The organism is Trinickia sp. LjRoot230 (genome assembly GCF_964253315.1).
Lineage (GTDB): Bacteria > Pseudomonadota > Gammaproteobacteria > Burkholderiales > Burkholderiaceae > Trinickia.
In genome coordinates this window covers 733,533-756,650 of sequence record NZ_CAXUQX020000001.1, presented here as the reverse complement: position 1 = coordinate 756,650, position 23,118 = coordinate 733,533, and the positions used below count along the sequence as shown (strand labels likewise).

Here is a 23,118-nt window from a genome sequence, read left to right as displayed (position 1 = left end):
GTTACATTTCGTGGTCCGCGACGCCAACCTACCACACACCCCCGATCTGCCGCAGTATGTCCGACAGCAAGGAATCCGTCGAAAAAGCCGTTGCCGGACCCATGCGCCAAGATCATCTGTTCTTGCGTCGAACCCTCAAAGCCGCGCTCGTGCTCGCGTTCGCCGCGTATTTCGCAGCGGGCGGCGCGTTCATCGCACTTCGCTACGGCGTCTTGCCACGCATCGACGATTTCCGGCCGCGCATCGAAACGTTTGTCTCGGCGAAGCTGCATGCCGAACTGCGCGTCGCCAAGCTCACGCCGTACTGGGCCGGGCTCGAACCCGGTGTCGACGTGACCGGACTCACGATTCGCGACCGCGACGGCAATATCGCGTTGTCGGTCCCCCATGCGACGGCCACGCTGTCGTGGCGCTCCCTGATGCACGGCAAGCCGACGCTTGCGAGCCTCGTTGTCGATCGCCCGGAAGTGCTGGTCGCACGCGCAACCGATGGCACGCTCACGGTCGCAGGCGTGCAGGTGCCCACTACACACACCGGTAGCGATACAACCTTCTCGAACTGGGTGCTTTCGCAGCAAGCCATCATCCTGCGCGGCGGCACGCTACGCTGGCGCGACAGCATGCGCCAAGCGCCCGAGCTCGCGTTGCACGACATTCGCGCCGCGATTATCAACAGCGGCTTCGAGCACCGGGTGGCGCTGCAGGCGCCGCCCGAAGGCACGGTCCTCAAAGGCCCGCTCGACTTCCGGGCGCGCTTTCATCACATGCCGCTCACGGAACTCGGCAAGCCACAGAACTGGAGCGGCGAGGCCTATGTCTCGACCGGGCCCGTCGACTTGCCGATACTCGCGCGGTATGTGAAGAGCCCGATCAAGCTCAACGCGGGACGCATCGACAATGCGATTTGGGCGAACTTCTCGGGCGGCCAGTTGCGTTCGGCGCGCGGCGAGCTGCAAGGTGCCGACATCGGGCTGCAAGTGCGACCGACACAACCGCCGCTCGACGTGCCGCTTGCGCGCTTCGGCTGGACGGCCGAAATCGAGCCGCGGCGCGACTACCGCATTCGGTTGACTAACTTGCGCGCCGAACTGGGGCAGCCGCCTCTCTCGGACGGCACGCCCGTGTCGCGCACGCTGGCGCTCAAGACGCTCTCCGGCCGTTATCGTGTTGCCACGGTCGAGCATGGGCAACTGATGAGCGTGGCGGGCGACCGGGTGGATCTCGGCGTGCTCGCAGCGTTCAGCCGTGCACTACCGCTTCCCGAGCACTTTCTGAATCAACTCGTGCGTTTCGACCCGCGCGGGCTGATCGCCAACTACACGATCGAATTGGAACGCGCGCGCTCCGAAAACGCCCTGCCGGCCAGCGAGCAACGCGTGGAAAGCGCCGCGCCGATCGTGCGGTATCGGTTCAAGGGCGATCTCGAAGGCATCAGCGTCGCGGCGCAGGAACCGCCCCCGGGCCTGTCCGCTGCGGGCCATCCGCGCGCCGGTCTGCCCGGCTTCGAGAACCTGTGGGGCTCGGTCGATGCCAACGAGACGCAAGGTGCGGTGACGATCGACACCGTCAATGCGGCGCTGACACTGCCCGGCGAATTCGACGACCCGCGCCTCGTATTCGACCGGCTGCGAGGCCGCGGCCAATGGACCGTTTCGCCGGCGCCCGGCCAACCGCATAAGGCGTTCGCCGTGACGGTATCCGAACTTGGCGTCGAAAATGCCGATACGGCCGGCAGCATCGTCGCGACCTATACCAATCCGGGCCGTGGACGGGGTTCGCTCGATTTATCGGCCAAAATCGCGCGCGCCAAAGCCGCCAGCGTCCCGCGCTATTTGCCGACGAGCGTCGGCGAACACCTGCGCCATTACCTCGGGCATGGGCTGCAAGCCGGCACCGCGCACGACGCGACGATCGAAGTGCGCGGCGATCTCGACAAATTCCCTTACTCGCGCGAGCCGAAGGCCGGCGTCTTCAAGGTCGTCGCGCCTTTCACCGGGGGCCGCTTCGATCCCTCGCCCTATCCGATGAAAACGCTCAAGAGCGGCGCGCCCGATGTCTGGCCGGCCCTCGACGGCATCGACGGCGTGTTTTCGCTCGCGCAAAACGTGCTGCGCTTCGATATCGACCGGGCGCATTACAAGCGTGTCATGCTTGATCGAGTGAGCGGGCGCATCGATGATTTGGGCAGCCATGCGTCGAGCCTCATCATTGACGGCAAAGCCCACGGTCCGCTCGTCGATTTTCTCGATTACGTGAACGAAAGCGCCGCCGGCAGCATGACAGGGCACGTCGCGCAAAAGCTCCGTGCCAGCGGGATGGCCTCGCTCGATCTGACGCTGACCGTGCCGCGCACGGTCGAACCGCATGTGAGCGTGGCCGGCACCGTCGGGTTGCGCAACAGCAAACTCGAACGCGAGCAGTGGCCGCCGCTCGAGCAACTGACAGGAAACGTGCACTTCACCGAGCACACGCTGTCGCTCGAACGCGTTGCGGGGCGCTGGCTGGGCGGCGAGGTGCGGGCCAACGGCGCGCTCGATGCGAACGGCGCTTATGCATTCGACATCGCGGGCCGGATCGCGGCGGACAGTGCGCGAGAGCTCGACATAGACGGCCCGGCCGGCAAACTGCTAGGCCGTGCATATGGCACGGCGCCTTACGCCATCGACGTGCGTGGCAGGAAAGGCGGGATACCGCAGGTCAGCGCGCATTCGGACCTGAGCGGCCTTGCCCTCGATTTCCCGGCTCCACTCGGCAAGGCACTCGGCACGCCGATGCCGTTCGCGCTATCGGTCCAACCGGCGTCGGGAGACCCGGCCGCAAACCTCGAGTCCGTCGCACGTGCCGATGTGCAGCTGGGACCGCTGACGGCCAACTATCTGCTGCGGCGCGATGCGGCACAGCCGGCGCGCATCGGCGCTTTCTCCGTGATACGCGGCGCGCTCGGTATCGGCGCACCGGCGGAGTTGCCTGCCGCAGGCGTGAGCGCGAAGGCCACGCTGCCGTCGCTCGATGCCGACGCGTGGCGCACGGTCGCGGGCGAGTTGCGCGCGAGCAGCAACAAGCCCGGCGGCGCGGGCGCTCATCCCGTGCCAGACGGCCAGCACACCGCACGACAGTTCATGCCGACGCGTCTTGCCGCGCATATCGACTCGCTCCAGTTGTTCGGGCGCGAATGGACCGGTGTCGATTTCGACGGCAAGGGCACCGACAACGACTGGCAGGCGAGCATTCGCGCCGACCAGCTAGCCGGCACGCTCTCATGGCAGCGCGGCGCGGCGAACAACGAGGCGGGGCGCATCAACGCACATTTCACGAGGGCGACGGTGCCCGTCAAGGTGGGGCACGATATCGTCGGCGAAATGACGGCCGCGGCGCGCGCAAAGATGCCGGCCATCGATCTGCTGATCGACAATCTGACGGTGCGCGAACGCCCGCTCGGGCGCTTGGCCGTGAACGCGCGTAACGTCGACGAAGATGGCGTGCCGGTCTGGCAACTCGACAAGCTCGATCTCGTCAATCCGGCCGGCCATCTGACGGCGAGCGCGAATTGGCGCACCGCGCGCAGGCTCGGGGCGAACGCCGGGGACGCGCCGCGCCGCACGGTGATCGATTTCAAGCTCGACATTGCCGATGCCGGTGCGTTGCTCGATCAGCTCGGCTTGCCGCGCACGGTCAAAGGCGGTGCCGGCACGCTGTCGGGCAAGGCAGGCTGGCTCGGCGACCCGACCGCCGTCGATTATCCGACGCTGCGCGGCGAACTGGCACTCGATCTACATCACGGTCAGATTCTCAAAGTCGATCCGGGCGTCGCCAAACTGCTCGGCGTGCTGAGCCTGCAAAGCCTGACGCGCGTCCTCACGCTGAACTTCAAGGATGTGATCGGCGAAGGCTTGCCGTTCGAGCGCGTGACGGGCACGGGCCGGATCACCGACGGCATCGGCCGCACCGATAATTTCCGTATCGTGACCGCCCCGGCGCGCGCCGATTTATCCGGCACGGTCGATCTGGCGGCCGAAACACAGGATCTGCACGTGGAAGTCACGCCGACGCTGAACGCCGGTTCCGCGGTGATCGCGGCAACGATCGTCAACCCGTTGCTCGGGCTCGGCGCGTTCGTCGCGAACCTCGCGCTGTCGCAGTCCATCGCGCACGCATTTGCGACGCGCTATGCGATAACGGGGTCATGGTCGCAGCCGCGCGTCGAGCGGGTCTCGGGCGATCGCGGTAAGATGGCTGTTCCTGTTCCGACTGATGCGACCGGCAAGTAACGAACGACGCGCCCGCTGCACCCTCCGGCACTTCGCGTACAGCCGCCTGTTCATTGCCTGCCTTCCCGAGACCCATGAGCGATCGACAAGCCATTCCGACGCACTTTCGCGTCGCCGCGCTCCAGATGGTCAGCACGCCCGATCGGGAGCGCAATCTCGCACAAGCTGCTGCGCTCATCGCCGAAGCGGCTGGCGACGGCGCCCAGCTCGTCCTGCTGCCCGAGTATTTCTGCTTCATGGGCCATCACGAGACAGACAAACTCGCGGTGCGCGAAACCTACGGCGACGGCCCGATCCAGCAGTTTCTCGGCGACGCTGCCCGGCGCCACGGCGTATGGATCATTGGCGGAACGCTGCCGTTGGCCGCCACGGGCCCGGCCGACGCCGAACGCGTGCTCAATACGACGCTCGTGTTCGATCCGGCAGGCACGCAAGTCGCGCGCTACGACAAGATCCACCTTTTCAACTTCGAAAAAGGTGCTGAATCGTTCGACGAAGCGCGCACGATCCGTCCTGGCAGCGAGGTACGTACGTTCGAAGCGCCGTTTGGCCGCGTCGGGCTGTCGGTCTGCTACGATCTGCGCTTTCCGGAGCTTTACCGCCGCATGGGCGATGTCGCGCTCGTCGTCGTGCCGTCGGCATTCACGTTCACAACGGGGCGCGCGCACTGGGAAACATTGCTGCGCGCCCGTGCGGTCGAAAATCAGTGTTATGTGCTTGCCGCGGCGCAAGGCGGCTCGCACGAAAACGGCCGCCGAACCTGGGGGCACAGCATGTTGATCGACCCGTGGGGCGAGATCGTCGCGCAACGGACGGAAGACGGCGCGGGCGTCGTGGCGGGCGAGATCGATCGCGCGCGCATCGACGAAGTGAGGCGCAGCCTTCCCGCGTGGCGCCATCGCGTGCTCGCATAGGCGCGTCCCAGTCGTCGTTGCTTACGTTGTTGCGCACGCTGTCGCTTTACGTCGTTGATTCGTATCGTTGACTCATGTCGTTGCCCGACTCACCGCATCCTTTTTGCACCGAACCCATCCGCATGAATATCATCGAACCCGGCATCCGCAATCTGGCGACCGCAAAAGACGTGCTGCTCGCCCCCTACGGTCTCGACGAAGCGCTGCTCACGCGCACGCTCGCCGATATCTTCACGCACCGCGTCGATTACGCCGACCTCTATTTCCAGACGACACGCAGCGAAGCCTGGAGCCTAGAGGAAGGCATCGTGAAGTCCGGCAGCTTCAGCATCGACCAGGGAGTCGGCGTGCGCGCCGTCTCGGGCGATCGCACGGCGTTCGCCTATTCGGACGACCTTTCGCCCGAAGCGTTGCGCCAAGCGGCCGAAGCCACGCGCTCGATCGCCAAGGCCGGCGGCGGCAAGCAGAAGATCAAGGTGGCTAGCGCCTTCACAGGTATCGCGGGCCGCGATCTTTACCTGCCGGCTGATCCGCTCGCCTCGCTCGACGCCACGGCGAAGGTCAAGCTGCTCGAGCGCGTCGAGAAAATAGCGCGCGGGCGCGATGCGCGTGTGACGCAGGTCATGGCGGGCCTCGCAGGCGAATACGACATCGTCCTCGTCGCACGCAGCGACGGCGTGCTGGCCGCCGACGTGCGCCCGCTCGTGCGCGTATCGGTCACCGTCATCGCCGAGCAAAACGGCCGCCGGGAAATGGGTTCGGGCGGCGGCGGCGGACGGTTCGATTACGGCTATTTCACCGACGACATCCTCGCAAGCTATGTCGATGATGCGGTCCATGCGGCACTCGTGAATCTCGATGCGCGCCCGGCACCGGCCGGCACGATGACCGTGGTGCTCGGGCCGGGCTGGCCGGGTGTGCTGCTGCACGAGGCGATCGGCCACGGGCTGGAGGGCGACTTCAACCGCAAAGGCTCGTCGGCCTTCGCGGGACGCATCGGCGAGCGGGTGGCGGCCAAGGGCGTGACCGTGGTCGACGACGGCACACTCCCGAACCGGCGCGGCTCGTTGAATATCGACGACGAAGGCAACCCGACCCAATGCACGACGTTGATCGAAGACGGCGTGCTCAAGGGCTACATCCAGGACTCGTTGAATGCCCGGCTGATGAAGATGCCGGTTACAGGCAACGCGCGGCGCGAATCGTACGCGGCGCTGCCGATGCCCCGTATGACGAACACCTATATGCTCAATGGCGACAAGGACCCGGGCGAAATTCTCGCGTCCGTCAAAAACGGGCTCTACGCGGTGAATTTCGGCGGCGGCCAGGTCGATATCACGAACGGCAAGTTCGTCTTCTCGGCTTCCGAGGCGTACATGATCGAAAACGGCAAGGTGACCTACCCTGTCAAGGGCGCGACGCTGATCGGCAGCGGCCCCGAATCGCTCAAGTTCGTCACGATGATCGGCAACGACATGTCGCTTGATACCGGTGTGGGCGTATGCGGCAAGGAAGGGCAAAGCGTGCCGGTTGGCGTCGGCCAGCCGACGCTGCGCATCGAGAAGATGACGGTGGGCGGCACGCTGTAACGCGGTACGCTGGACATCCGCACTACGGCGCCGAAAATGCGCACCATTTCGGCGCTCGATGCGGATTTTCCGCGTTTTTGGGCCGCGTGGCTTGTCAGTCGTGCTGGCTCGGCGTATAAAGCGAAAGTACGTTTCTAAACGAGCTTCCCGAGTTTCCCCTACCATGAGCCCGAAGTTTTATTTTTACTTCTTTTGGCATCTCAGTCCGTCGGCGGATCGAGAGGGGTGTTAGCGCGCGAGAAGCAAACCCGAATTCCCGAAAAACCGCCGGCCCAGCCCGGCGGTTTTTTTTTCGCCGCGGCCGCATCGAATCGATAAGGAGAGCCCTGAAATGCCCCCGCACAACACCGACGACGTCCGCATTCGCGAACTCAAGGAACTCACGCCGCCGGCTCATTTGATCCGCGAATTTCCATGCACCGAACCGGTCGCCAATCTGATTTATAACGCGCGTTCGGCCATGCACCGGATTTTGCATGGTATGGACGACCGGCTCATCGTCATCGTCGGTCCTTGCTCGATTCACGACCCGGCAGCTGCGCTCGACTACGCGCGCCGGCTCGTGGATGAACGCAAGCGCTTCGCGGGCGAGTTGGAAGTGGTCATGCGGGTGTATTTCGAGAAGCCGCGCACGACGGTCGGATGGAAGGGGCTGATCAACGACCCGTACCTCGACAACAGCTTCAAGATCAACGACGGCCTGCGCGCCGCGCGCGAGTTGCTGGTCGGCATCAACGAACTCGGCGTGCCGGCCGGCACCGAGTATCTCGACATGATCAGCCCGCAGTACATCGCGGACCTCGTGTCGTGGGGCGCGATCGGCGCGCGAACAACGGAGTCGCAGGTGCACCGCGAGCTGGCCTCGGGGTTATCGTGCCCTGTCGGCTTCAAGAACGGGACCGACGGCAACGTCAAAATCGCCGTCGATGCGATCAAGGCATCCTCGCAGCCGCACCATTTTCTGTCAGTCACGAAGGGCGGGCATTCGGCGATTGTGTCAACGGCCGGCAACGAGGACTGCCATGTCATTCTGCGCGGCGGCAAGACGCCCAACTATGATTCGGCCAGCGTCGATGCGGCATGCTCGGCCATCAGCAAGGCCGGGCTTGCGGCTCGTCTGATGATCGACGCGAGCCACGCGAACAGCTCGAAGCAGCACGAAAACCAGATCCCCGTGTGTGCCGATATCGGCCGCCAAATCGCGAGCGGCGACGAGCGCATCATCGGCGTGATGATCGAGTCGCACCTTGTTGCGGGGCGGCAGGATTTGCAAGAAGGCTGCCAGCTGACTTACGGGCAGAGCATCACCGATGCGTGCATCGGCTGGGAAGAAAGTGTCAGCGTGCTCGAAGGGCTCGCTGAGAGTGTCAAGCAGCGCCGCGTTGCGCGCGGGAGTGGCAATTAAAGCGGGCGGTAACCGAAAGGGGTAACTGCGCACCGCGCCTATCGCCGACGTGGCGGGCGCGGTACGCGTACGCCACGTCAGATCGTACCCGAGCCGAACACCTCGGTATGAATGCGAGCCGCATCAACACCGAGCGCAATCAGTGATTCGCGTTGCTGCTGCATGAACGGCACCGGCCCGCAGAGGTAATAGTCGGCGTCGGGCAGCAACGCCGCTTTCGCGCTGGACGAAAAGTCGATACGCCCCGTGAAGTCATAATCGACGCCCTGACGGTCGGCCTCGGACGCTTCTTCGTAGAACACCGCACGCGACACGTTGGCATGGCGCGCGACGACATCGGCGAGCCATCTTTTGAACGCGTGCACGCGGCCGTTGCGGCAGGCGTGCACGAAGGCGACGCGGCGCTTGCTGCTCGTTTCACCGGTTTCACCGGTTTCAGCGGTTTCACCGTTTGCCAGCAGCGTCGAGAGCATCGACATCATCGGCGTGATGCCGACGCCGCCCGACACGAGCACCACCGGCGTCGACTTGTCGAGATCGAGACGGAAGTCGCCCATCGGCGCCGTCACATCCAGAATCGCGCCCACTTCCACGCCCTCGTGCAGCAGCGTCGATACGCAGCCCGCCGGCACATCGACCTTCCCCGCCTCGCGCTTGACGGAAATGCGCAGCCATTGCCCATGCGGCGCGTCGGACAAGCTGTACTGGCGCGGCTGATCGACACCCAGTTCGCCAACGTGGCGCTTCACCGTCACGAACTGGCCCGGCACGAAACGGCATGCCGCACCGCCGTCGGCGGGCGTCAGATAAAACGACGTGATCTCGTCGCTCTCGATTTCCTTGCGCGCGACGACAAACGGCCGATAGCCGGTCCACGACGCCTGCTCGTAGAGCTTCGCCTCAGCACCGATCATGATTTGCGCCAGTTGCGCGTAGGCGGCGCGCCAGGCTTGCAGCGTAGCGTCGTCGACGGCGTCGCCCAGCACTTCCACCACCGACGCCAGCAGATTTTCACCGACGATCGGATAGTGTTCGGGGCGGATGTTGAGGCTCGCGTGCTTGTTCGAGATGCGCCCGACCGCCGAGCCCAGCGCACCGAGATTGTCGATGTTGGCCGCATAAGCGTAGACGGCATGGGCGAGCGTGTCGGCCTGCGAGCCGCTCGCCTGGTGCGTCTGATTGAAAAGATTGCGCAGCTCGGGGCGATTGGCGAACATCCTGCGATAAAAATGCTTCGTGATGGTCGCGCCGTGCTCGGCGAAAACGGGCGCGGTTGCTTTGACGCGAGCAATCTGGTCGGCGGTGAGCGGCGATGTCATGTGTGCTGGACTCCTTCTAAACATGCATTTAGAATACATTTTATAGAAACGGCTAGACATACGACACTTTGTCGCATCGCATCATGGTTTTCGGCTTCGCTCAACCGGTGCGGCCGCGCTGCCAGAGAACGTCGCTCCCGCCGCCCGTGCGGTTCAGCACGCGCGCGAGCACGAAGAGCAGGTCGGAGAGGCGGTTGACATATCGGCGCGGCGCAGGCGCGAGCGGCTGCATGGCGCCGAGCGCCACGATCGAGCGCTCGGCGCGGCGGCAAACCGTCCGGCACACGTGGGCGAGCGCCGCAGCGCGGGTGCCGCCCGGCAGGATGAACTCGACCAGCGGCGGCAGGTTGGCGTTGTAATGAGCAAGCCATTCATCGACGCGCGTAAGATGCGTGTCGTCGATCATCGTGCGGTTCGGAATGCAAAGCTCGCCACCGAGATCGAAAAGATCGTGCTGGACCGTGACAAGCGCGTCGCGCACGTCGTCCGGCAGCGGCTCGCACAGCAGCACGCCGATCTGCGAATTGAGCTCGTCAACATCGCCGATCGCAGAAATGCGCGCGTCGTCCTTGCGCACGCGAGTGCCGTCGCCGAGGCCGGTTGTGCCGTCGTCGCCTGTGCGCGTCGCGATCTTGCTCAAGCGATGCCCCATGCTGCCCTCCTTGCCGTGGATGTTCGCATCGCGCAGCGGCGGTTTGCGCGTTTGTGCGTTTGCGGTTTCGATTGTTTTGCGCGTTTGCTTGGCGAGCGTCAAAGCGCGACTCATTATAGGAGTCGATAACACCATCCCGTACCGATTTTTCCAATCTGCCGCGTGCATTCGGTCGGCGTAAAATGGCCCGATTATTCGATTACGCTGCGCCCTCGCGGTTTGGCGGCCGACCAAGTGCGCCGCATGGGACCAGAGTAGGCGCTAAAGCGCCAACTCTGGTCGACCGCTTTGCATGGGACCAGAGTAGGCGCTAAAGCGCCAACTCTGGTCGACAGGAGACATTCATGAACCACCCCGCGCCCCCAACCGACCTGCGCACACGCCGGCCCTTTCCCGCCGAACTGCTAGCCGAGCTAAAAGCCGCTTTCCCCGAACGTTTATCCACCGCCGAAGCAGTACGCACCCATCACGGCCGCGATGAATCGCCGTTCGATCCGCTACTGCCCGATGCCGTGCTGTTCGCACAGCAAACCGACGACGTGCGCACCGCCGTCAAACTCTGCGCACGCTACGACGTTCCGATCATCCCCTACGGCAACGGCTCGTCGCTAGAAGGGCACCTGCTCGCCGTGGAAGGCGGCCTGTCGGTCGACCTCTCAGGCATGAACCGCGTGCTCGCCATCGACGCAGAAGACCTGACCGCCACCGTCCAAGCAGGTGTCTCGCGCAAAACGCTCAACGAGGCACTGCGCGATACCGGCCTCTTCTTTCCAATCGACCCCGGCGCCGACGCGAGCCTGGGCGGCATGTCGGCCACGCGCGCATCGGGAACGAACGCCGTGCGCTACGGCACCATGCGCGAAAACGTGCTGGGCCTCACCGTCGTTCTCGCCGATGGCCGCGTCATCAAGACAGGCTCGCGAGCACGCAAATCGGCGGCCGGCTACGACCTCACCCGCCTTTTCGTCGGTTCAGAAGGCACGCTCGGCGTCATCACCGAAGTCACCGTGCGCCTCTATCCGCAGCCGGAGGCGGTCTCGGCGGCCGTCTGCTCGTTCGCGTCGATGGGCGACGCGGTTCGCGCCGTCATCGAAACCATCCAGCTCGGCGTGCCCGTCGCCCGCGTGGAGTTCGTCGACGCGCTAGCCATTCGCGCCATCAATCGTCATTCGAATCTCACGCTGCCCGAATCGCCGACGCTCTTTTTCGAATTCCACGGCACTGAGGCGAGCGTCAAGGAACAAGCGGAAACGGTCCAGCAGATCGTCGCCGATCACGCCGGCAGCGGCTTCGCCTGGGCGACACGCCCGGAAGAGCGCAGCCGCCTGTGGAATGCGCGTCACAACGCCTACTTCGCGATGCTGCAACTCAAGCCCGGCTGCCGCGCGCTGACGACCGACGTCTGCGTGCCGATCTCGCGGCTCGCGCAATGCGTCGTCGAAACGGAAGCCGATCTGCGCAATTCTCCATTGCCGTGCCCGATCGTCGGACACGTCGGCGACGGCAATTTTCATGTCGCCATGTTGATCGACCCGGCCAAACCCGAGGAACTCGCCGAAGCGGAGCGGCTGAACAGCCGCGTCGTTGAACGGGCGTTGCGCCTGGGCGGCACCTGCACAGGCGAGCACGGTGTGGGCTTGCACAAGATGGGCTTCCTCGTCGACGAGCACGGCAGCGACGCCGTCGACGTGATGCGCGCGCTCAAGCATGCGCTCGACCCGGGCAACATCATGAACCCCGGCAAAATCTTTTCCTATTCACGCGCAGCATCGTAACGAGGAGCGTCGATGACAGCCGCGGCCCAAGACGATCAACCGATGCCGGCGCATCTGCGCGAGGCGCGCCAGCGCGAAGTGGTTCAAGCGCTGATGGCGACGCTGCCCGCGCATTGCCTGCTCTATCGCGACGAGGACACGGCGCCTTACGAGTGCGACGGCCTCAGCGTTTATCGACAGCTACCGCTTGCCGTGGCGCTGCCCGAAACCGAAGCGCAAGTCGTGCGCATCGTGCAGATCTGCAAACGCTTGTCGGTGCCGATCGTGCCGCGTGGCGCCGGCACCGGCTTATCAGGCGGCGCGACGCCGATAGCGCTAGGCATCGTCGTGTCGCTCTCGCGTTTCACCAAGATCGTCAATGTCGATTCGTACGCGCGCACCGCGACGGTCCAGCCCGGCGTGCGCAACCTGGCCGTTTCGGAAGCCGCTGCGCCGTACGGGCTTTACTACGCGCCCGATCCCTCATCGCAGATCGCCTGCACGATCGGCGGCAACGTCGCCGAAAATTCGGGCGGCGTTCACTGCCTCAAATACGGGCTAACCGTACATAACGTGCTGCGCGTGCGCGCCGTCACGATGGATGGCGACATTGTCGAATTCGGCTCGCTCGCGCCTGATATGCCCGGGCTCGATCTGCTCGCGGTGCTGATCGGTAGCGAGGGCATGTTTGCGATCGTCACCGAAGTCACCGTCAAGCTGATCGCGAAGGCACCGGCCGCGCAGGTGGTGATGGCGAGCTTCGACGATGTCGTCAAAGGCGGCGATGCCGTGGCCGCGATCATTGCGGCGGGCATCATCCCGGCCGGACTCGAAATGATGGACAAGCCCGCCACGCGCGCCGTCGAGGCGTTCGTCGGCGCCGGTTACGACCTCGACGCGGCAGCCATTTTGCTCTGCGAATCAGATGGCACGCCCGAAGAAGTGGCCGAGGAAGTGGCCCGGACGACCGCCGTGCTGCGCGAGCACGGCGCCACGCGCGTGCAGATCTCGCGCACGGATGCGGAACGGCTCAAGTTCTGGTCGGGCCGCAAGAACGCGTTTCCTGCAGCGGGCCGCCTTTCGCCCGATTACTACTGCATGGACGGCACCGTGCCGCGCCGCAGCATCGGCCCGCTGCTGGCGCGCATCGAAAAGATGGAAGCCCAGTACGGCCTGCGGTGCATCAACGTGTTCCATGCTGGCGACGGCAACATGCATCCGCTGATCCTGTTCGACGGCAATGACCCCGATCAACTCAAACGCGCCGAGGATTTCGGCGCCGAGATCCTCGAAACGTGCGTCGAACTCGGAGGGACGGTGACCGGCGAGCACGGCGTCGGCATCGAGAAGATCAACTCGATGTGCGTGCAGTTCTCCGACGCCGAACGCGACGCTTTTTTCGCGGTCAAGCGCGCCTTCGACCCAGCGGGGCTGCTCAACCCGACTAAAGGCATTCCCACGCGAGCACGGTGCGCCGAGTACGGGAAGATGCACGTACGCGGCGGGCTTTTGCCACATCCAGAGTTGCCGCGCTTTTAACGTTGCACGACGTAGCGGCAAATGGGGATCAACCCGAAGCGAGGGGACCCGCGGCTTGCCGGCCCTGGCTAGGCCGGTAGAATGCGCGTGTGGGCCGAGGCAAATACGGCAACCGGATGAACGACATAACGAAGCGGGAAGCCATGCAAGATGACGACGTGCTCGCGTACTGGGCGGAGCGCATCCGCGCGGCCACGGCCGACGAGCGCCCGCTGCGCGTGCGCGGCGCCGGCACCAAGGACTGGTACGGTCAAGCCCTCCATGGAGAGGTTCTCGATACGCGCGTGCATCGCGGCATCGTGGCTTACGATCCGGCAGAACTGGTCGTTACCGCGCGGTGCGGCACACCGCTTACCGAACTCGAAGCAGCGCTCGCCGAACACAAGCAGATGCTGCCGTTCGAGCCGCCTCATTTCGGCCGGGCGGCGACGCTGGGCGGCGCAATCGCAGCGGGCATCGCTGGGCCGCGTCGCGCGACGGTCGGCGCCGCGCGGGATTTCGTGCTCGGTGTAACGATGATGAATGGGCACGGCGAAATCCTTCGCTTTGGCGGGCGCGTCGTGAAGAACGTTGCGGGCTACGATGTCTCGCGCCTGATGGCCGGCTCGCTTGGCACGCTCGGCCTGATGCTCGAGGTCTCGATCAAAGTCTTGCCGCAGCCTGCCGCCGAGGCGACGCTCAAATTCGACATGAACGGCACCGACGCCGTGCGCAAGCTCAACGAATGGTCCGGGCGGCCGCTGCCGATTTCCGCGAGCGCCTGGCGCAACGGCACGCTGGCCGTGCGCCTCTCGGGCGCTGACAGCGCGGTCAAAACGGCGCGTAATGTCATTGGGGGCGAGGTGGTCGATGCTGTCGAGGCCGAGCGTTTTTGGGAGGGCCTGCGCGAGCAGACTGACCCGTTTTTTTCGACGATTCCGCCCAAGTCGGCGCTTTGGCGCCTGGCACTGCCGTCGATCACCGAGCCGATGCAACTGCCCGGCGCGCAGCTGATGGAATGGGGCGGCGCGCAGCGCTGGTGGATCACCGATACCGACGCGCAAACGGTGCGCATCAGTGCCAAGCAAGCGGGCGGACACGCGACGGTCTTTCGCCCGGGCCGCGAATTCGACCGCAGCGTGGGCGTGTTCACGCCGTTGTCCGCGCCGCTGATGAAGATTCACCGAGGGCTCAAGGCCGCCTTCGACCCCGCCCGGATATTCAACCGAGGGCGTCTTTACCCGGATTTCTGACCGGCCGCCCAATCGAATCCAATCGAACGACCGCCTCGGCGACAGCCCGAACAAACAGACGAACGACCGGAACAAGCAACGCCATGCAGACATACCTTGCGGACTTCATTCGCAACACGGCGGACGGCGAAGAGGCCGACGCGATTCTGCGCAAGTGCGTCCATTGCGGCTTTTGCACGGCAACCTGTCCGACTTATCAGTTACTGGGCGACGAACTCGACGGCCCGCGTGGACGTATCTACCTGATGAAGCAGATGTTCGAGGGCGCGCCGGTGACGCACGCCACGCAACTGCATCTGGACCGTTGCCTGACCTGCCGCAGTTGCGAGACTACGTGCCCGTCCGGCGTGCAGTATGGACGGCTCGTCGAAATCGGCCGGGAGCATGTCGAAGCGCAGGTGCCCCGTTCGCTCGGTCAGCGGCTCGTGCGCCGGCTGCTGGCGAGCGTCTTGCCCAACGCGACGCTCTTCGCTCCGGCCATGCGGCTCGGGCAGTACGTCCGGCCTTTTTTGCCGCGCAAGCTGCGCGACAAGGTGCCGCCGCGTCAGCGGTTATTGGCATGGCCGAGCGTGCCGCAAACCGCGCACGAGCGCAAAGTGCTGCTGCTCGCCGGGTGCGTGCAGCCTGCGATGCTGCCCAACATCAACACGGCGACGGCGCGCGTGCTCGATGCGCTCGGCATCGAAACCGTCGTCGCGCCGGAGGCCGGCTGCTGCGGTGCGCTGCGGCTTCATCTGAGTTACCGCGACGAAGCGCTTGACGACATGCGCCGTAACATCGACGCCTGGTGGCCGCATGTCGAGGCGGGCGTCGAAGCCATCGTCATCAACGCCTCCGGTTGCGGAGCGACGGTGAAAGAGTACGGCCACTTGCTGCGCGACGACGTGGCCTATGCCGACAAGGCGCGGCGCATTGCCGAACTCGCACGCGACATCGTCGAGGTGCTCGCGGGCTTCGAGGCCGAACTCGCCTCGCTCGCCCGGCGCCACGGCGTGCATACGGTGGCATTTCACCCACCGTGTACGCTACAGCACGGGCAGCAGATCCGCGGCCAGGTCGAGCGGCTCTTGACATCGCTCGGCATCGACGTGCATTTGCCGGCCGACAGCCATCTGTGCTGCGGCTCCGCCGGCACGTATTCGATCACGCAGCCGGCCCTCGCCTACTCGTTGCGCGATCGTAAGCTCGCCGCGCTTGCCGCGCTCGAGCCGAAGATGATCGTCTCGGCCAACGTCGGCTGCATCGCGCATCTGCAAAGCGGCACGTCGATACCGGTCGCGCATTGGATCGAACTCGTCGAACACGTGCTTTATGCGTGAGCAGCGGTCGATCGCGGGTTGCGTCCGTGCTTGCGTACGTGCTTGCATCCGTATAATCCCGGCATTGCTTTGATCGAATGCAGGAAGCTTTTCGCGCCATGTCCGACCTCGCCGACAACCTCGCCGCCGTCCACCGACGCATCGCCCGTGCCGCCGAGGCGGCTGGACGTGACCCGGCGTCGGTGCACTTGCTCGCCGTTTCGAAGACGTTCCCTGCCGAAGATGTGCGCGCGGCGTACGCCGTCGGCCAGCGCGCGTTCGGCGAAAATTACGTGCAAGAAGCGCTGGCGAAAATCGAGACGCTCGCCGATCTGCGTCCCAAGATCGAGTGGCATTTCATCGGACCGCTGCAATCGAACAAGACGCGCGCTATCGCCGAGCAAGTCGATTGGGTGCACTCGGTCGATCGCTTGAAGATCGCCCAGCGTCTATCCGAGCAACGCCCCGCTCACCTGCGGCCGCTCAATGTCTGCTTGCAAGTCAACATAAGCGGTGAGGCGACGAAAAGCGGCGTGGCGCCGGCCGACGCCCTCGTCTTGGCGCGCGAGATTGCCGGGCTGCCGCGGCTCGCGCTGCGCGGCCTGATGTCGATTCCCGAGCCGGCCGAGGGGCTCGACGCCCAACGCATGCCGCATCGCGCGCTGCGCGCGCTTTTCGACGAACTGCGCGCTGACGGCCTGCCGCTCGATACGCTTTCGATCGGCATGTCGGGCGACCTCGAAGCGGCGGTGTTCGAAGGTGCGACGATCGTTCGTATCGGCACGGCCATCTTCGGCGCGCGCGACTATTCCCACTGACCTCCCTTTTTTCGAACGAGCTTTCATGAAAATCGCATTCATCGGCGGCGGCAACATGGCCGCGGCACTGCTCGGCGGCCTCGTCAAACGCGGCGCGGCCGCTGAAGATTTGTACGCTGTCGACGTCAACGAAGACGCCCGCGCGCGCTTGGCCTCGCAGCTCGGCATTCGCACCGGCGCGGCCGCCGACGAGGCATTGCGGGGCTACGACGCGGTGGTGCTGGCCGTGAAGCCGCAGGTCATGAAAAGCGTGGCCACGTCGCTTGCGCCGCATCTGTCGACGCAGCTCGTGATCAGCATTGCCGCCGGCATTCGGGCGTCCGATATCGCGCGCTGGCTAAACGGCTATCGACGCATCGTGCGCGCGATGCCGAATACGCCGGCGTTGATCGGCATGGGCGTGACGGGTGTCGCCGCGCTCGACGATGTGGATGCGGCCGGCCGGACGCTCGCGTCAGACGTACTGGGCGCGGTCGGCGAGACGGTTTGGTTCGACGACGAAGCAAAGCTCGATGCCGTCACGGCAATTTCGGGCAGCGGCCCCGCTTATGTGTTTTATTTCATCGAGGCGCTGCAAGAAGCCGCGCGAAACTTGGGGCTCGCGGACGAACAAGGCCGTGCGCTGGCGCTTGCGCTGTTCGCGGGCGCGGCGCAGTTGGCGGCTCAGTCCGACGAGCCCGCCAGCGTGCTGCGCGAACGCGTGACGTCGAAGGGCGGCACGACCGCGGCAGCGCTGGCTTCATTCGACGCGCAGGGTGTGAAAGCGGCCATCGTCGCAGGCGTGCTCGCGGCGAACGCGCGCGCGCAGGAAATGGGCGACGAGCTCGGCAAACAATAAGTTGAAGGCGCGCTCACCCCGACCGTACGGCCCGCGGCGCTACGCGCGGGAGTCAATCTCTTCAGTCTTTTTGCGGAGCTGCCGAAGCAAAACCTCGGCCTCTTGCCTCGCGTCCTCAAGCTTTCTGGCCTGATTTCGCTGCCTGGCTTCGCGCTGCGCCCACAGTAGTTGAGCCGCATCTCCTTCGGCGGTTTGCGTTGCGCGCAGATTTGGGTGACCTTTGCGCCATTCGTCATTGTCAGCGACGATCCGCTCGAGCTGAAGTTCGAAGGGGTTGGCCGCGAATGCTTTGTTGATCAACTCCGCTTCGATTTCACAGATTTCCACACCACCCCGTGCCGCTTTGAATCCGCTGATCAACTCGGCGGACGGATTTGCGCTTGCGTTGCACTGTAATCGATACGCCGAGTGCTCGATCTCAGCCAGGCCACGCAGCACATCGTTTGCGTCACGGAAGCTATCGACATCGGCGATCAGTTTATCGAGTGCGATATCCGGCGGAATCGTACTGTAGCGTGACGGCTTGTTCTCGACGCGACTCAAAGCAATGGGAAACTCGTCGATGATTCCCGCCGCTCTGCGCGCGGCAAGGTCCTCCATGACAGCCAGAAAGGTTTCACTCAATGCCTGAACGCCGCTTTGTTTAGCGTTCGCTTCGTCTCCTCGAGCACTGGTCGCCGCTCCGAGCGCGTCGTCGGTCAAATCAATCGGATGTCCGACCGGACACCCCATGGCCGTGACGAGGTTGGAGGCGAAGTTCGGATTGTTCTCGTTATCACGAAAAACGCGCGTCATCGCGCCACGCTGACCACTCAGTTGCTGCCTGAATTCGGAAGCGAGCGCGGGAGTCCCGTCCTCCCACACGACAGGATTTTCGAAAAGCGCGTTGCTTGCTCGAGAGGGTGCAAGGACGCCGAACGCAAGACGTAACGACAACGCCTCTACGATCCTTTGCTGGGTGATGGCTCGCAGCGCCTCCATCGGATCATCCGGTCCACCATTTCTTTGGCCCAGCGCCAACGCAATGGCATCCGCGATCGAATCGATCCCATCTTGCAACGTTGCGAGTGGCGAATTGAATCTGCCGGCACGCGGCTGACCCGAGCGTTGCAGGTCAAGTAGCGTGCGACCGACGATGGCCGGGTTGCTTTCTTTGAGTTTCATCGCCTCGTCGGCAATCAGTTCTTTGGCTGCACGTTTTAGAATCGTCGAGGCACGCAAGATGTCCAACGCAAAAGTCTCGCCGTACTCGCCCACCGGTACGGCCACCGTGCTAACCAGAAACTCGGGATTGCCAAGCGTCAAGTAAAAGCGATCTGCCACTTCGACCGGCAGCATTTCGCGAACTCGGTCGAAGTCGCGCATATCGTCGCTGGCGCCTGTACGGAGTTTCTGTACAAAGTCAATAAACGAACGGCGCTCGTTCATGTCCATTAGCACGGGCATCACGTCGAAAGGCGATACCGTACGGTCGTAAAGGTCCGGCGTTCTTTCCATCAATAATGCGTTTCTGAGATCGTATGGTGCATACGGTTCGCCTTCAATACCGCTGCCGTTGACTCGCAACGTTTCGATCTTGTTGGCAAACGAAAAACACAGTGGCGAAAACACGGACTGCAACTGCCGCAAGATTTTCCGCTTCGCTTCCGTGTCCGCGAGTTCTTTGCGCCGCTCCGTCTGTGTGCCGACAGGTTTGCGTGGCGCATTGGCTAGCGGACCCGGCACCGCACCTCGCGACGACGGTACCACGGAAGAAGAAGGTTTCGCAGTTACTGGGCAGCCGTGTGCGGCTACCACCTGAGTGGGGTCCGAGCGGCTCGGCCCTCGAATGGGTGACGACGACATAACGTAGGAATTTGCGTAGATCAGGGCAGACAAGATATAGCAGGCGCCCACCCGCGCATAACCCAGAGCGCGAAACCACCGTTTGCATAGCGAAGCGCCGCCGAGCCAATTATTGACGTGGCCATATCGCTGCGGCACTGGCCGCCCGGCTGATCAAACGCTTCGCGCTAAGCGCCTGAGTCGATCTGCTCGATCCTATCCCCGAGCTCCCAAAGCTTGATGCTGGCCTGTTTGCGCGAATCCCTAAGCGCTTGCGCCACCTGCGTTCGCCGCTTGGCGCTCGCCGCTTCTCGCTGCGCGCGCTCCTCGGCGGTCTGAGGAGTCCGCGCACCCGGATCGCTTGAGCGCCGTTGTTTAGCCTCCGTGTTGCTCTGTTCCATTTGACGCTCGAGAATGCGGCATGACTGAGCCGCGTCGATGACCAGTTTCTCGAGCGCCGCAATTTCCAACGCATCCAATGAGCGTTTGAACCGGCTGACAGTTTCAGCTGACGGATTAGCCGTTGCCCGGTATTGCAAGCCGCACACCGCGTTCTCCAACTCCGCTGCCTTGAACAGCGCATCGTTTGCGCGCCGGAAGCTATCGACGTTGGCGACCAGTTCGTCGAGTGCAATATCTCGTGGAATCGTACTGAAACGTGACGGTTTATTATCGGTGGAGATCTCGGGGCTCGGAATCTCGTCGACGATTCCAGCCGCTCTGCGCGCAGCAAGATCTTCCATCACGGCGAGGAACGTCTCGCTCAATACCTGCACACCGCTTGTTTTAGCGCTTGCTTCATCCTCGGAAACACCAACGGCCTCCTCGGATTCGCCGCCTTGCGGATCGACAGGATGTCCCACCGGACATCCCATGCCTGTGATGACGCCGTTGGCGAATGCCGGGTTACGCTCCAGTTCGCGAAAAACATCCGTCATCGCATCGCGCTGATCGCGTAACTGCCCTCTGAATTGGGACGTCAGCGCGGGAACACCCTCTTTCCACGTAACTGCATCCTTGAAAAGCGCATTGTTTTCCCGCGTGGGTGCGATTACGCCGAACCCGAGACGCAACGACAACGCCTCTACGATCCTTTGCTCGGTCATGGCGCGCAGCGCGTCCATTGGATCATCAGGCCCGCCATTTTTCCGGCCGAGCGCCTCGATAATTGCGTCCGCAATCGAATCGATGCCGTCCTGCAACGTGGCGAGCGGTGAATTGAATCGGTCAGCGCGCGAGCGTTGCGATTGCATCAGATCGAGTTGAGTGCGGCCGACGATCGCGGGGTTGCGCTCTTTGACTTGCATGGCTTCGTCAGCGACCATTTCCCGCGCCGCACGCTTGAGAATCGTCGCGGCACGCATGATGTCGAGCGAGAACGTCTCGCCGTACTCGCCGACCGGCACCGCCACCACGTTCGTCATGAACTCAGGGTTGCCGAGCGTCAAATAAAACCGATCCGCCATTACAACCGGCGTCATCTCGCGAATCTGGCCAAACTCGGTTTCGCCGGGGTCGGTACCGCGAACCTTATGGACAAATTCGATAAACGAGCGACGTTCGTTCATGCCCATAGGCACGGGCATGACGTTGAGCGGCGGGATCTTGTCGTCGTACAGTGCAGGTGTTCTCTCGATTAACAACGCGTTTCTTAGATCGAATGGCGCATACACCAACTCTTGCCCGCCATCGCGGTTCGCTCGCAACGTCTCGATTTTGTTGGCAAACGAAAAACAAATCGGGGAAAAGACGGACTGCAACTGCCGTAAGGTTTGCCGTCGCGATTCCACATCGGCGAGTTCACGGCGCCGTTCGGCCGATACAGGTGCAGATTTGCCCGGCATATTGGCAAGCGGCCCCGATGCGGTACCACGCGAGGATGGCCTCGTCGACGGCGGGTCCGCCGCAATTGGGAGATTGTCTGCTGGAGGCTGAGTGCGGTCCGGGCGGCCCGGCTCTCCAATAGGCGATGGCGACATAATCTAATGAATCCGCATATAGCAAGGCCGACAAGCTATAGCACACGCCCACGCCCGCGCCATTCAAGCACGCGAATCGATCAACCGCTCAACGAAGCCGGTGCGACGCCTCTCGCCATCCGAGCATCCAAAAACCGACTCAAAACCCACTGACGACGTAATGCCCGGCAATGCCGGCAAAAAGCGCACCGCCGAGCCAGTTGTTATGACGGAACGCGGCGAAACAGGCCATCCGCTCGCGTTCGCGAATAAGCTTGTAATGGTAGGCCGCACAGCCGAGCGCCACGGCCCATCCGGCCCAAAACGGCCAACCGAAAGCCAGCAAAACGCCAAGCACTGCATAAATGCCAAATGTTGCCGCATAGCACAACACGATTGCCGCCACGTCGAAGCGGCCAAACGTAATGGCCGAAGTACGGATGCCGATGCGCAAATCGTCGTCCCGATCGACCATTGCATATTCGGTGTCATAGGCAACCGCCCAGAACACATTGGCCGCCAACATCGCCCAAGCCAACATGGGCACACGGTTTTCGACGGCCGCAAAAGCCATCGGAATACCAAAGCCGAAGGCAATGCCCAAATACGCCTGCGGAATCGCAAAAAAGCGCTTCATGAACGGATAAGTGCCGGCGACGAAGAGCGCGGCAACCGAGAGCGCCTTCGTCAGCCCATTGAGCGGCAAGATCAACATGAAGGCCACGATCGACAAACCAGCCGCAATCGCAAGCGCCTCCCACGCGCGGATTGTCCCTGACGTAAGGGGACGGTTTTCGGTTCGCTTCACATAGCGATCGAAGTCGCGATCGGCGTAATCGTTGATCGCGCATCCGGCCGAGCGCATCAACACGGTGCCCAATGCGAAGATGACAAGCAACGAGAGCGGCGGGCGCCCGTTCGACGCAATCCACAGCGCGTTGAGCGTGGGCCAAAGCAGCAGCAGGCTGCCGATCGGCTTGTCCATGCGGATCAAGCGCAGATAAAGCGGAAGACGAGCAACGAGAGGTGCGAGCATCGGGCGGCCGGAACAAACATCGATTCGCTATTTTAAGGCCCGAAATTCAAGGCCGAAAGTGCAAAGGGCTTTCCAACCGGAAAGCCCTGCACTGAACTGCGGCGGAACTGCTTCGAACTGCTTCGATATGCGTCAGGCCAGCATCGCGCGCAGCATCCAGGCGGTCTTCTCGTGCGTCTGCATCCTTTGCGTAAGCAAATCGGCAGTCGGCTCGTCATGTGCCGCTTCGGTGGACGGGAAAATTGCGCGCGCGGTGCGCACCACGGCCTCTTGCCCTTGCACCAGTTGACGAATCATCTCCTCGGCGCCCGGCACACCGTCAGCCTCTGGAATCGACGAAAGCTTGGCGAATTCCTTGTAGCTGCCCGGCGCGGGCACGCCGAGCGCGCGGATACGTTCGGCGATCGCATCGACGGCCAGTGCCAGCTCCGTGTACTGCGTCTCGAACATCAGGTGCAGCGTGTTGAACATCGGCCCCGTGACGTTCCAATGGAAATTGTGCGTCTTGAGGTAAAGCGTATAGGTGTCGGCCAGCAGACGCGACAGCCCGTCCGCGATTTTCTTGCGATCCTTGTCGCTGATGCCAATATCGATTTGCGTTGTGGTGTTTTTCTTTGCCATGACGGCTCCTTGCAAGCGCGATGTGAACAATGGGAAGTGGCTGATGTCCGGGC

Annotated in this window: 16 protein-coding genes; 10 read left to right on the top strand and 6 right to left on the bottom strand. The window is 63.5% G+C overall.

Going from position 1 to position 23,118, the window contains the following annotated elements; translation table 11 throughout:
• The first annotated feature begins 56 nt into the window (after positions 1 to 56).
• The 4 genes from ACSQ20_RS03585 to aroG all read left to right on the top strand — a co-directional run bounded on the left by ACSQ20_RS03585 (position 57) and on the right by aroG (position 8,176).
• Positions 57 to 4,268: a YhdP family protein gene (locus tag ACSQ20_RS03585; RefSeq protein WP_436017515.1), complete on the top strand. Its 4,212-nt coding sequence runs from the start codon at positions 57 to 59 to the stop codon at positions 4,266 to 4,268.
• A 74-nt stretch (positions 4,269 to 4,342) separates the two neighbouring features.
• A complete protein-coding gene (locus tag ACSQ20_RS03580) occupies positions 4,343 to 5,182 on the top strand; it encodes a carbon-nitrogen hydrolase family protein (RefSeq protein WP_436017513.1) in 840 nt (279 codons plus the stop codon).
• 122 nt (positions 5,183 to 5,304) lie between these two features.
• Entirely contained in the window at positions 5,305 to 6,771 is a 1,467-nt protein-coding gene (tldD, locus tag ACSQ20_RS03575; RefSeq protein ID WP_436017511.1) for a metalloprotease TldD, read from the top strand.
• Between the two features lie 331 nt (positions 6,772 to 7,102).
• On the top strand, positions 7,103 to 8,176 hold the full coding sequence (aroG, locus tag ACSQ20_RS03570) for a 3-deoxy-7-phosphoheptulonate synthase AroG (protein WP_436017509.1): 1,074 nt from the start codon (positions 7,103 to 7,105) through the stop codon (positions 8,174 to 8,176).
• 77 nt (positions 8,177 to 8,253) lie between these two features.
• Here the strand turns inward: aroG and hmpA are convergent, their stop codons facing one another.
• Together hmpA and ACSQ20_RS03560 are read right to left on the bottom strand one after the other, a co-directional pair.
• Entirely contained in the window at positions 8,254 to 9,495 is a 1,242-nt protein-coding gene (hmpA, locus tag ACSQ20_RS03565; protein WP_436017507.1) for an NO-inducible flavohemoprotein, read from the bottom strand.
• Between the two features lie 100 nt (positions 9,496 to 9,595).
• Positions 9,596 to 10,147 (bottom strand): cob(I)yrinic acid a,c-diamide adenosyltransferase, encoded by a 552-nt coding sequence (locus tag ACSQ20_RS03560; RefSeq protein ID WP_436022897.1) that lies wholly within the window; start codon positions 10,145 to 10,147, stop codon positions 9,596 to 9,598.
• A 344-nt stretch (positions 10,148 to 10,491) separates the two neighbouring features.
• Between ACSQ20_RS03560 and ACSQ20_RS03555 the strand changes: the two genes are divergently transcribed.
• From ACSQ20_RS03555 to proC, 6 genes are all read left to right on the top strand, one after another.
• Entirely contained in the window at positions 10,492 to 11,922 is a 1,431-nt protein-coding gene (locus ACSQ20_RS03555; protein ID WP_436017505.1) for an FAD-binding oxidoreductase, read from the top strand.
• 12 nt (positions 11,923 to 11,934) lie between these two features.
• Positions 11,935 to 13,440, top strand: coding sequence for an FAD-linked oxidase C-terminal domain-containing protein (locus ACSQ20_RS03550; RefSeq protein WP_436017503.1), 1,506 nt, complete (start codon positions 11,935 to 11,937; stop codon positions 13,438 to 13,440).
• Between the two features lie 143 nt (positions 13,441 to 13,583).
• On the top strand, positions 13,584 to 14,672 hold the full coding sequence (glcE, locus tag ACSQ20_RS03545) for a glycolate oxidase subunit GlcE (protein ID WP_436022895.1): 1,089 nt from the start codon (positions 13,584 to 13,586) through the stop codon (positions 14,670 to 14,672).
• Between the two features lie 83 nt (positions 14,673 to 14,755).
• Positions 14,756 to 15,991, top strand: coding sequence for a glycolate oxidase subunit GlcF (gene glcF / locus ACSQ20_RS03540; RefSeq protein ID WP_436017501.1), 1,236 nt, complete (start codon positions 14,756 to 14,758; stop codon positions 15,989 to 15,991).
• Positions 15,992 to 16,089: 98 nt separating this feature from the next.
• Positions 16,090 to 16,788 carry a YggS family pyridoxal phosphate-dependent enzyme gene (locus ACSQ20_RS03535; RefSeq protein ID WP_436017499.1) on the top strand — a complete coding sequence of 233 codons (699 nt, stop codon included), beginning with the start codon at positions 16,090 to 16,092 and terminating at the stop codon, positions 16,786 to 16,788.
• A gap of 25 nt (positions 16,789 to 16,813) precedes the next feature.
• Positions 16,814 to 17,626, top strand: a complete 813-nt coding sequence (proC, locus tag ACSQ20_RS03530; protein ID WP_436017497.1) for a pyrroline-5-carboxylate reductase — start codon at positions 16,814 to 16,816, stop codon at positions 17,624 to 17,626.
• Between the two features lie 39 nt (positions 17,627 to 17,665).
• On the opposite strand, the gene ACSQ20_RS03525 is transcribed toward proC, so the two are convergent.
• The 4 genes from ACSQ20_RS03525 to ACSQ20_RS03510 form a co-directional block, all read right to left on the bottom strand.
• The gene (locus ACSQ20_RS03525) at positions 17,666 to 19,423 is read right to left on the bottom strand and encodes a hypothetical protein (RefSeq protein ID WP_436017495.1); all 1,758 of its coding nucleotides are present in this window, start codon (positions 19,421 to 19,423) and stop codon (positions 17,666 to 17,668) included.
• A 215-nt stretch (positions 19,424 to 19,638) separates the two neighbouring features.
• Positions 19,639 to 21,018 (bottom strand): hypothetical protein, encoded by a 1,380-nt coding sequence (locus ACSQ20_RS03520; protein ID WP_436017493.1) that lies wholly within the window; start codon positions 21,016 to 21,018, stop codon positions 19,639 to 19,641.
• Positions 21,019 to 21,568: 550 nt separating this feature from the next.
• Entirely contained in the window at positions 21,569 to 22,444 is an 876-nt protein-coding gene (ubiA, locus tag ACSQ20_RS03515) for a 4-hydroxybenzoate octaprenyltransferase (protein ID WP_436017491.1), read from the bottom strand.
• Positions 22,445 to 22,576: 132 nt separating this feature from the next.
• On the bottom strand, positions 22,577 to 23,065 hold the full coding sequence (locus ACSQ20_RS03510; protein ID WP_436017489.1) for a Dps family protein: 489 nt from the start codon (positions 23,063 to 23,065) through the stop codon (positions 22,577 to 22,579).
• Positions 23,066 to 23,118 lie beyond the last annotated feature (53 nt).

Excerpts from the sequence above, each read along its gene's own strand:
- ACSQ20_RS03585 (WP_436017515.1), top strand. The coding sequence starts at position 57 with ATGTCCGACAGCAAGGAATCCGTCGAAAAAGCCGTTGCCGGACCCATG.
- ACSQ20_RS03580 (WP_436017513.1), top strand. The coding sequence starts at position 4,343 with ATGAGCGATCGACAAGCCATTCCGACGCACTTTCGCGTCGCCGCGCTC.
- tldD (WP_436017511.1), top strand. The coding sequence starts at position 5,305 with ATGAATATCATCGAACCCGGCATCCGCAATCTGGCGACCGCAAAAGAC.
- aroG (WP_436017509.1), top strand. The coding sequence starts at position 7,103 with ATGCCCCCGCACAACACCGACGACGTCCGCATTCGCGAACTCAAGGAA.
- hmpA (WP_436017507.1), bottom strand. The coding sequence starts at position 9,495 with ATGACATCGCCGCTCACCGCCGACCAGATTGCTCGCGTCAAAGCAACC.
- ACSQ20_RS03560 (WP_436022897.1), bottom strand. The coding sequence starts at position 10,147 with ATGGGGCATCGCTTGAGCAAGATCGCGACGCGCACAGGCGACGACGGC.
- ACSQ20_RS03555 (WP_436017505.1), top strand. The coding sequence starts at position 10,492 with ATGAACCACCCCGCGCCCCCAACCGACCTGCGCACACGCCGGCCCTTT.
- ACSQ20_RS03550 (WP_436017503.1), top strand. The coding sequence starts at position 11,935 with ATGACAGCCGCGGCCCAAGACGATCAACCGATGCCGGCGCATCTGCGC.
- glcE (WP_436022895.1), top strand. The coding sequence starts at position 13,584 with ATGCAAGATGACGACGTGCTCGCGTACTGGGCGGAGCGCATCCGCGCG.
- glcF (WP_436017501.1), top strand. The coding sequence starts at position 14,756 with ATGCAGACATACCTTGCGGACTTCATTCGCAACACGGCGGACGGCGAA.
- ACSQ20_RS03535 (WP_436017499.1), top strand. The coding sequence starts at position 16,090 with ATGTCCGACCTCGCCGACAACCTCGCCGCCGTCCACCGACGCATCGCC.
- proC (WP_436017497.1), top strand. The coding sequence starts at position 16,814 with ATGAAAATCGCATTCATCGGCGGCGGCAACATGGCCGCGGCACTGCTC.
- ACSQ20_RS03520 (WP_436017493.1), bottom strand. The coding sequence starts at position 21,018 with ATGAACGAACGTCGCTCGTTTATCGAATTTGTCCATAAGGTTCGCGGT.
- ubiA (WP_436017491.1), bottom strand. The coding sequence starts at position 22,444 with ATGCTCGCACCTCTCGTTGCTCGTCTTCCGCTTTATCTGCGCTTGATC.
- ACSQ20_RS03510 (WP_436017489.1), bottom strand. The coding sequence starts at position 23,065 with ATGGCAAAGAAAAACACCACAACGCAAATCGATATTGGCATCAGCGAC.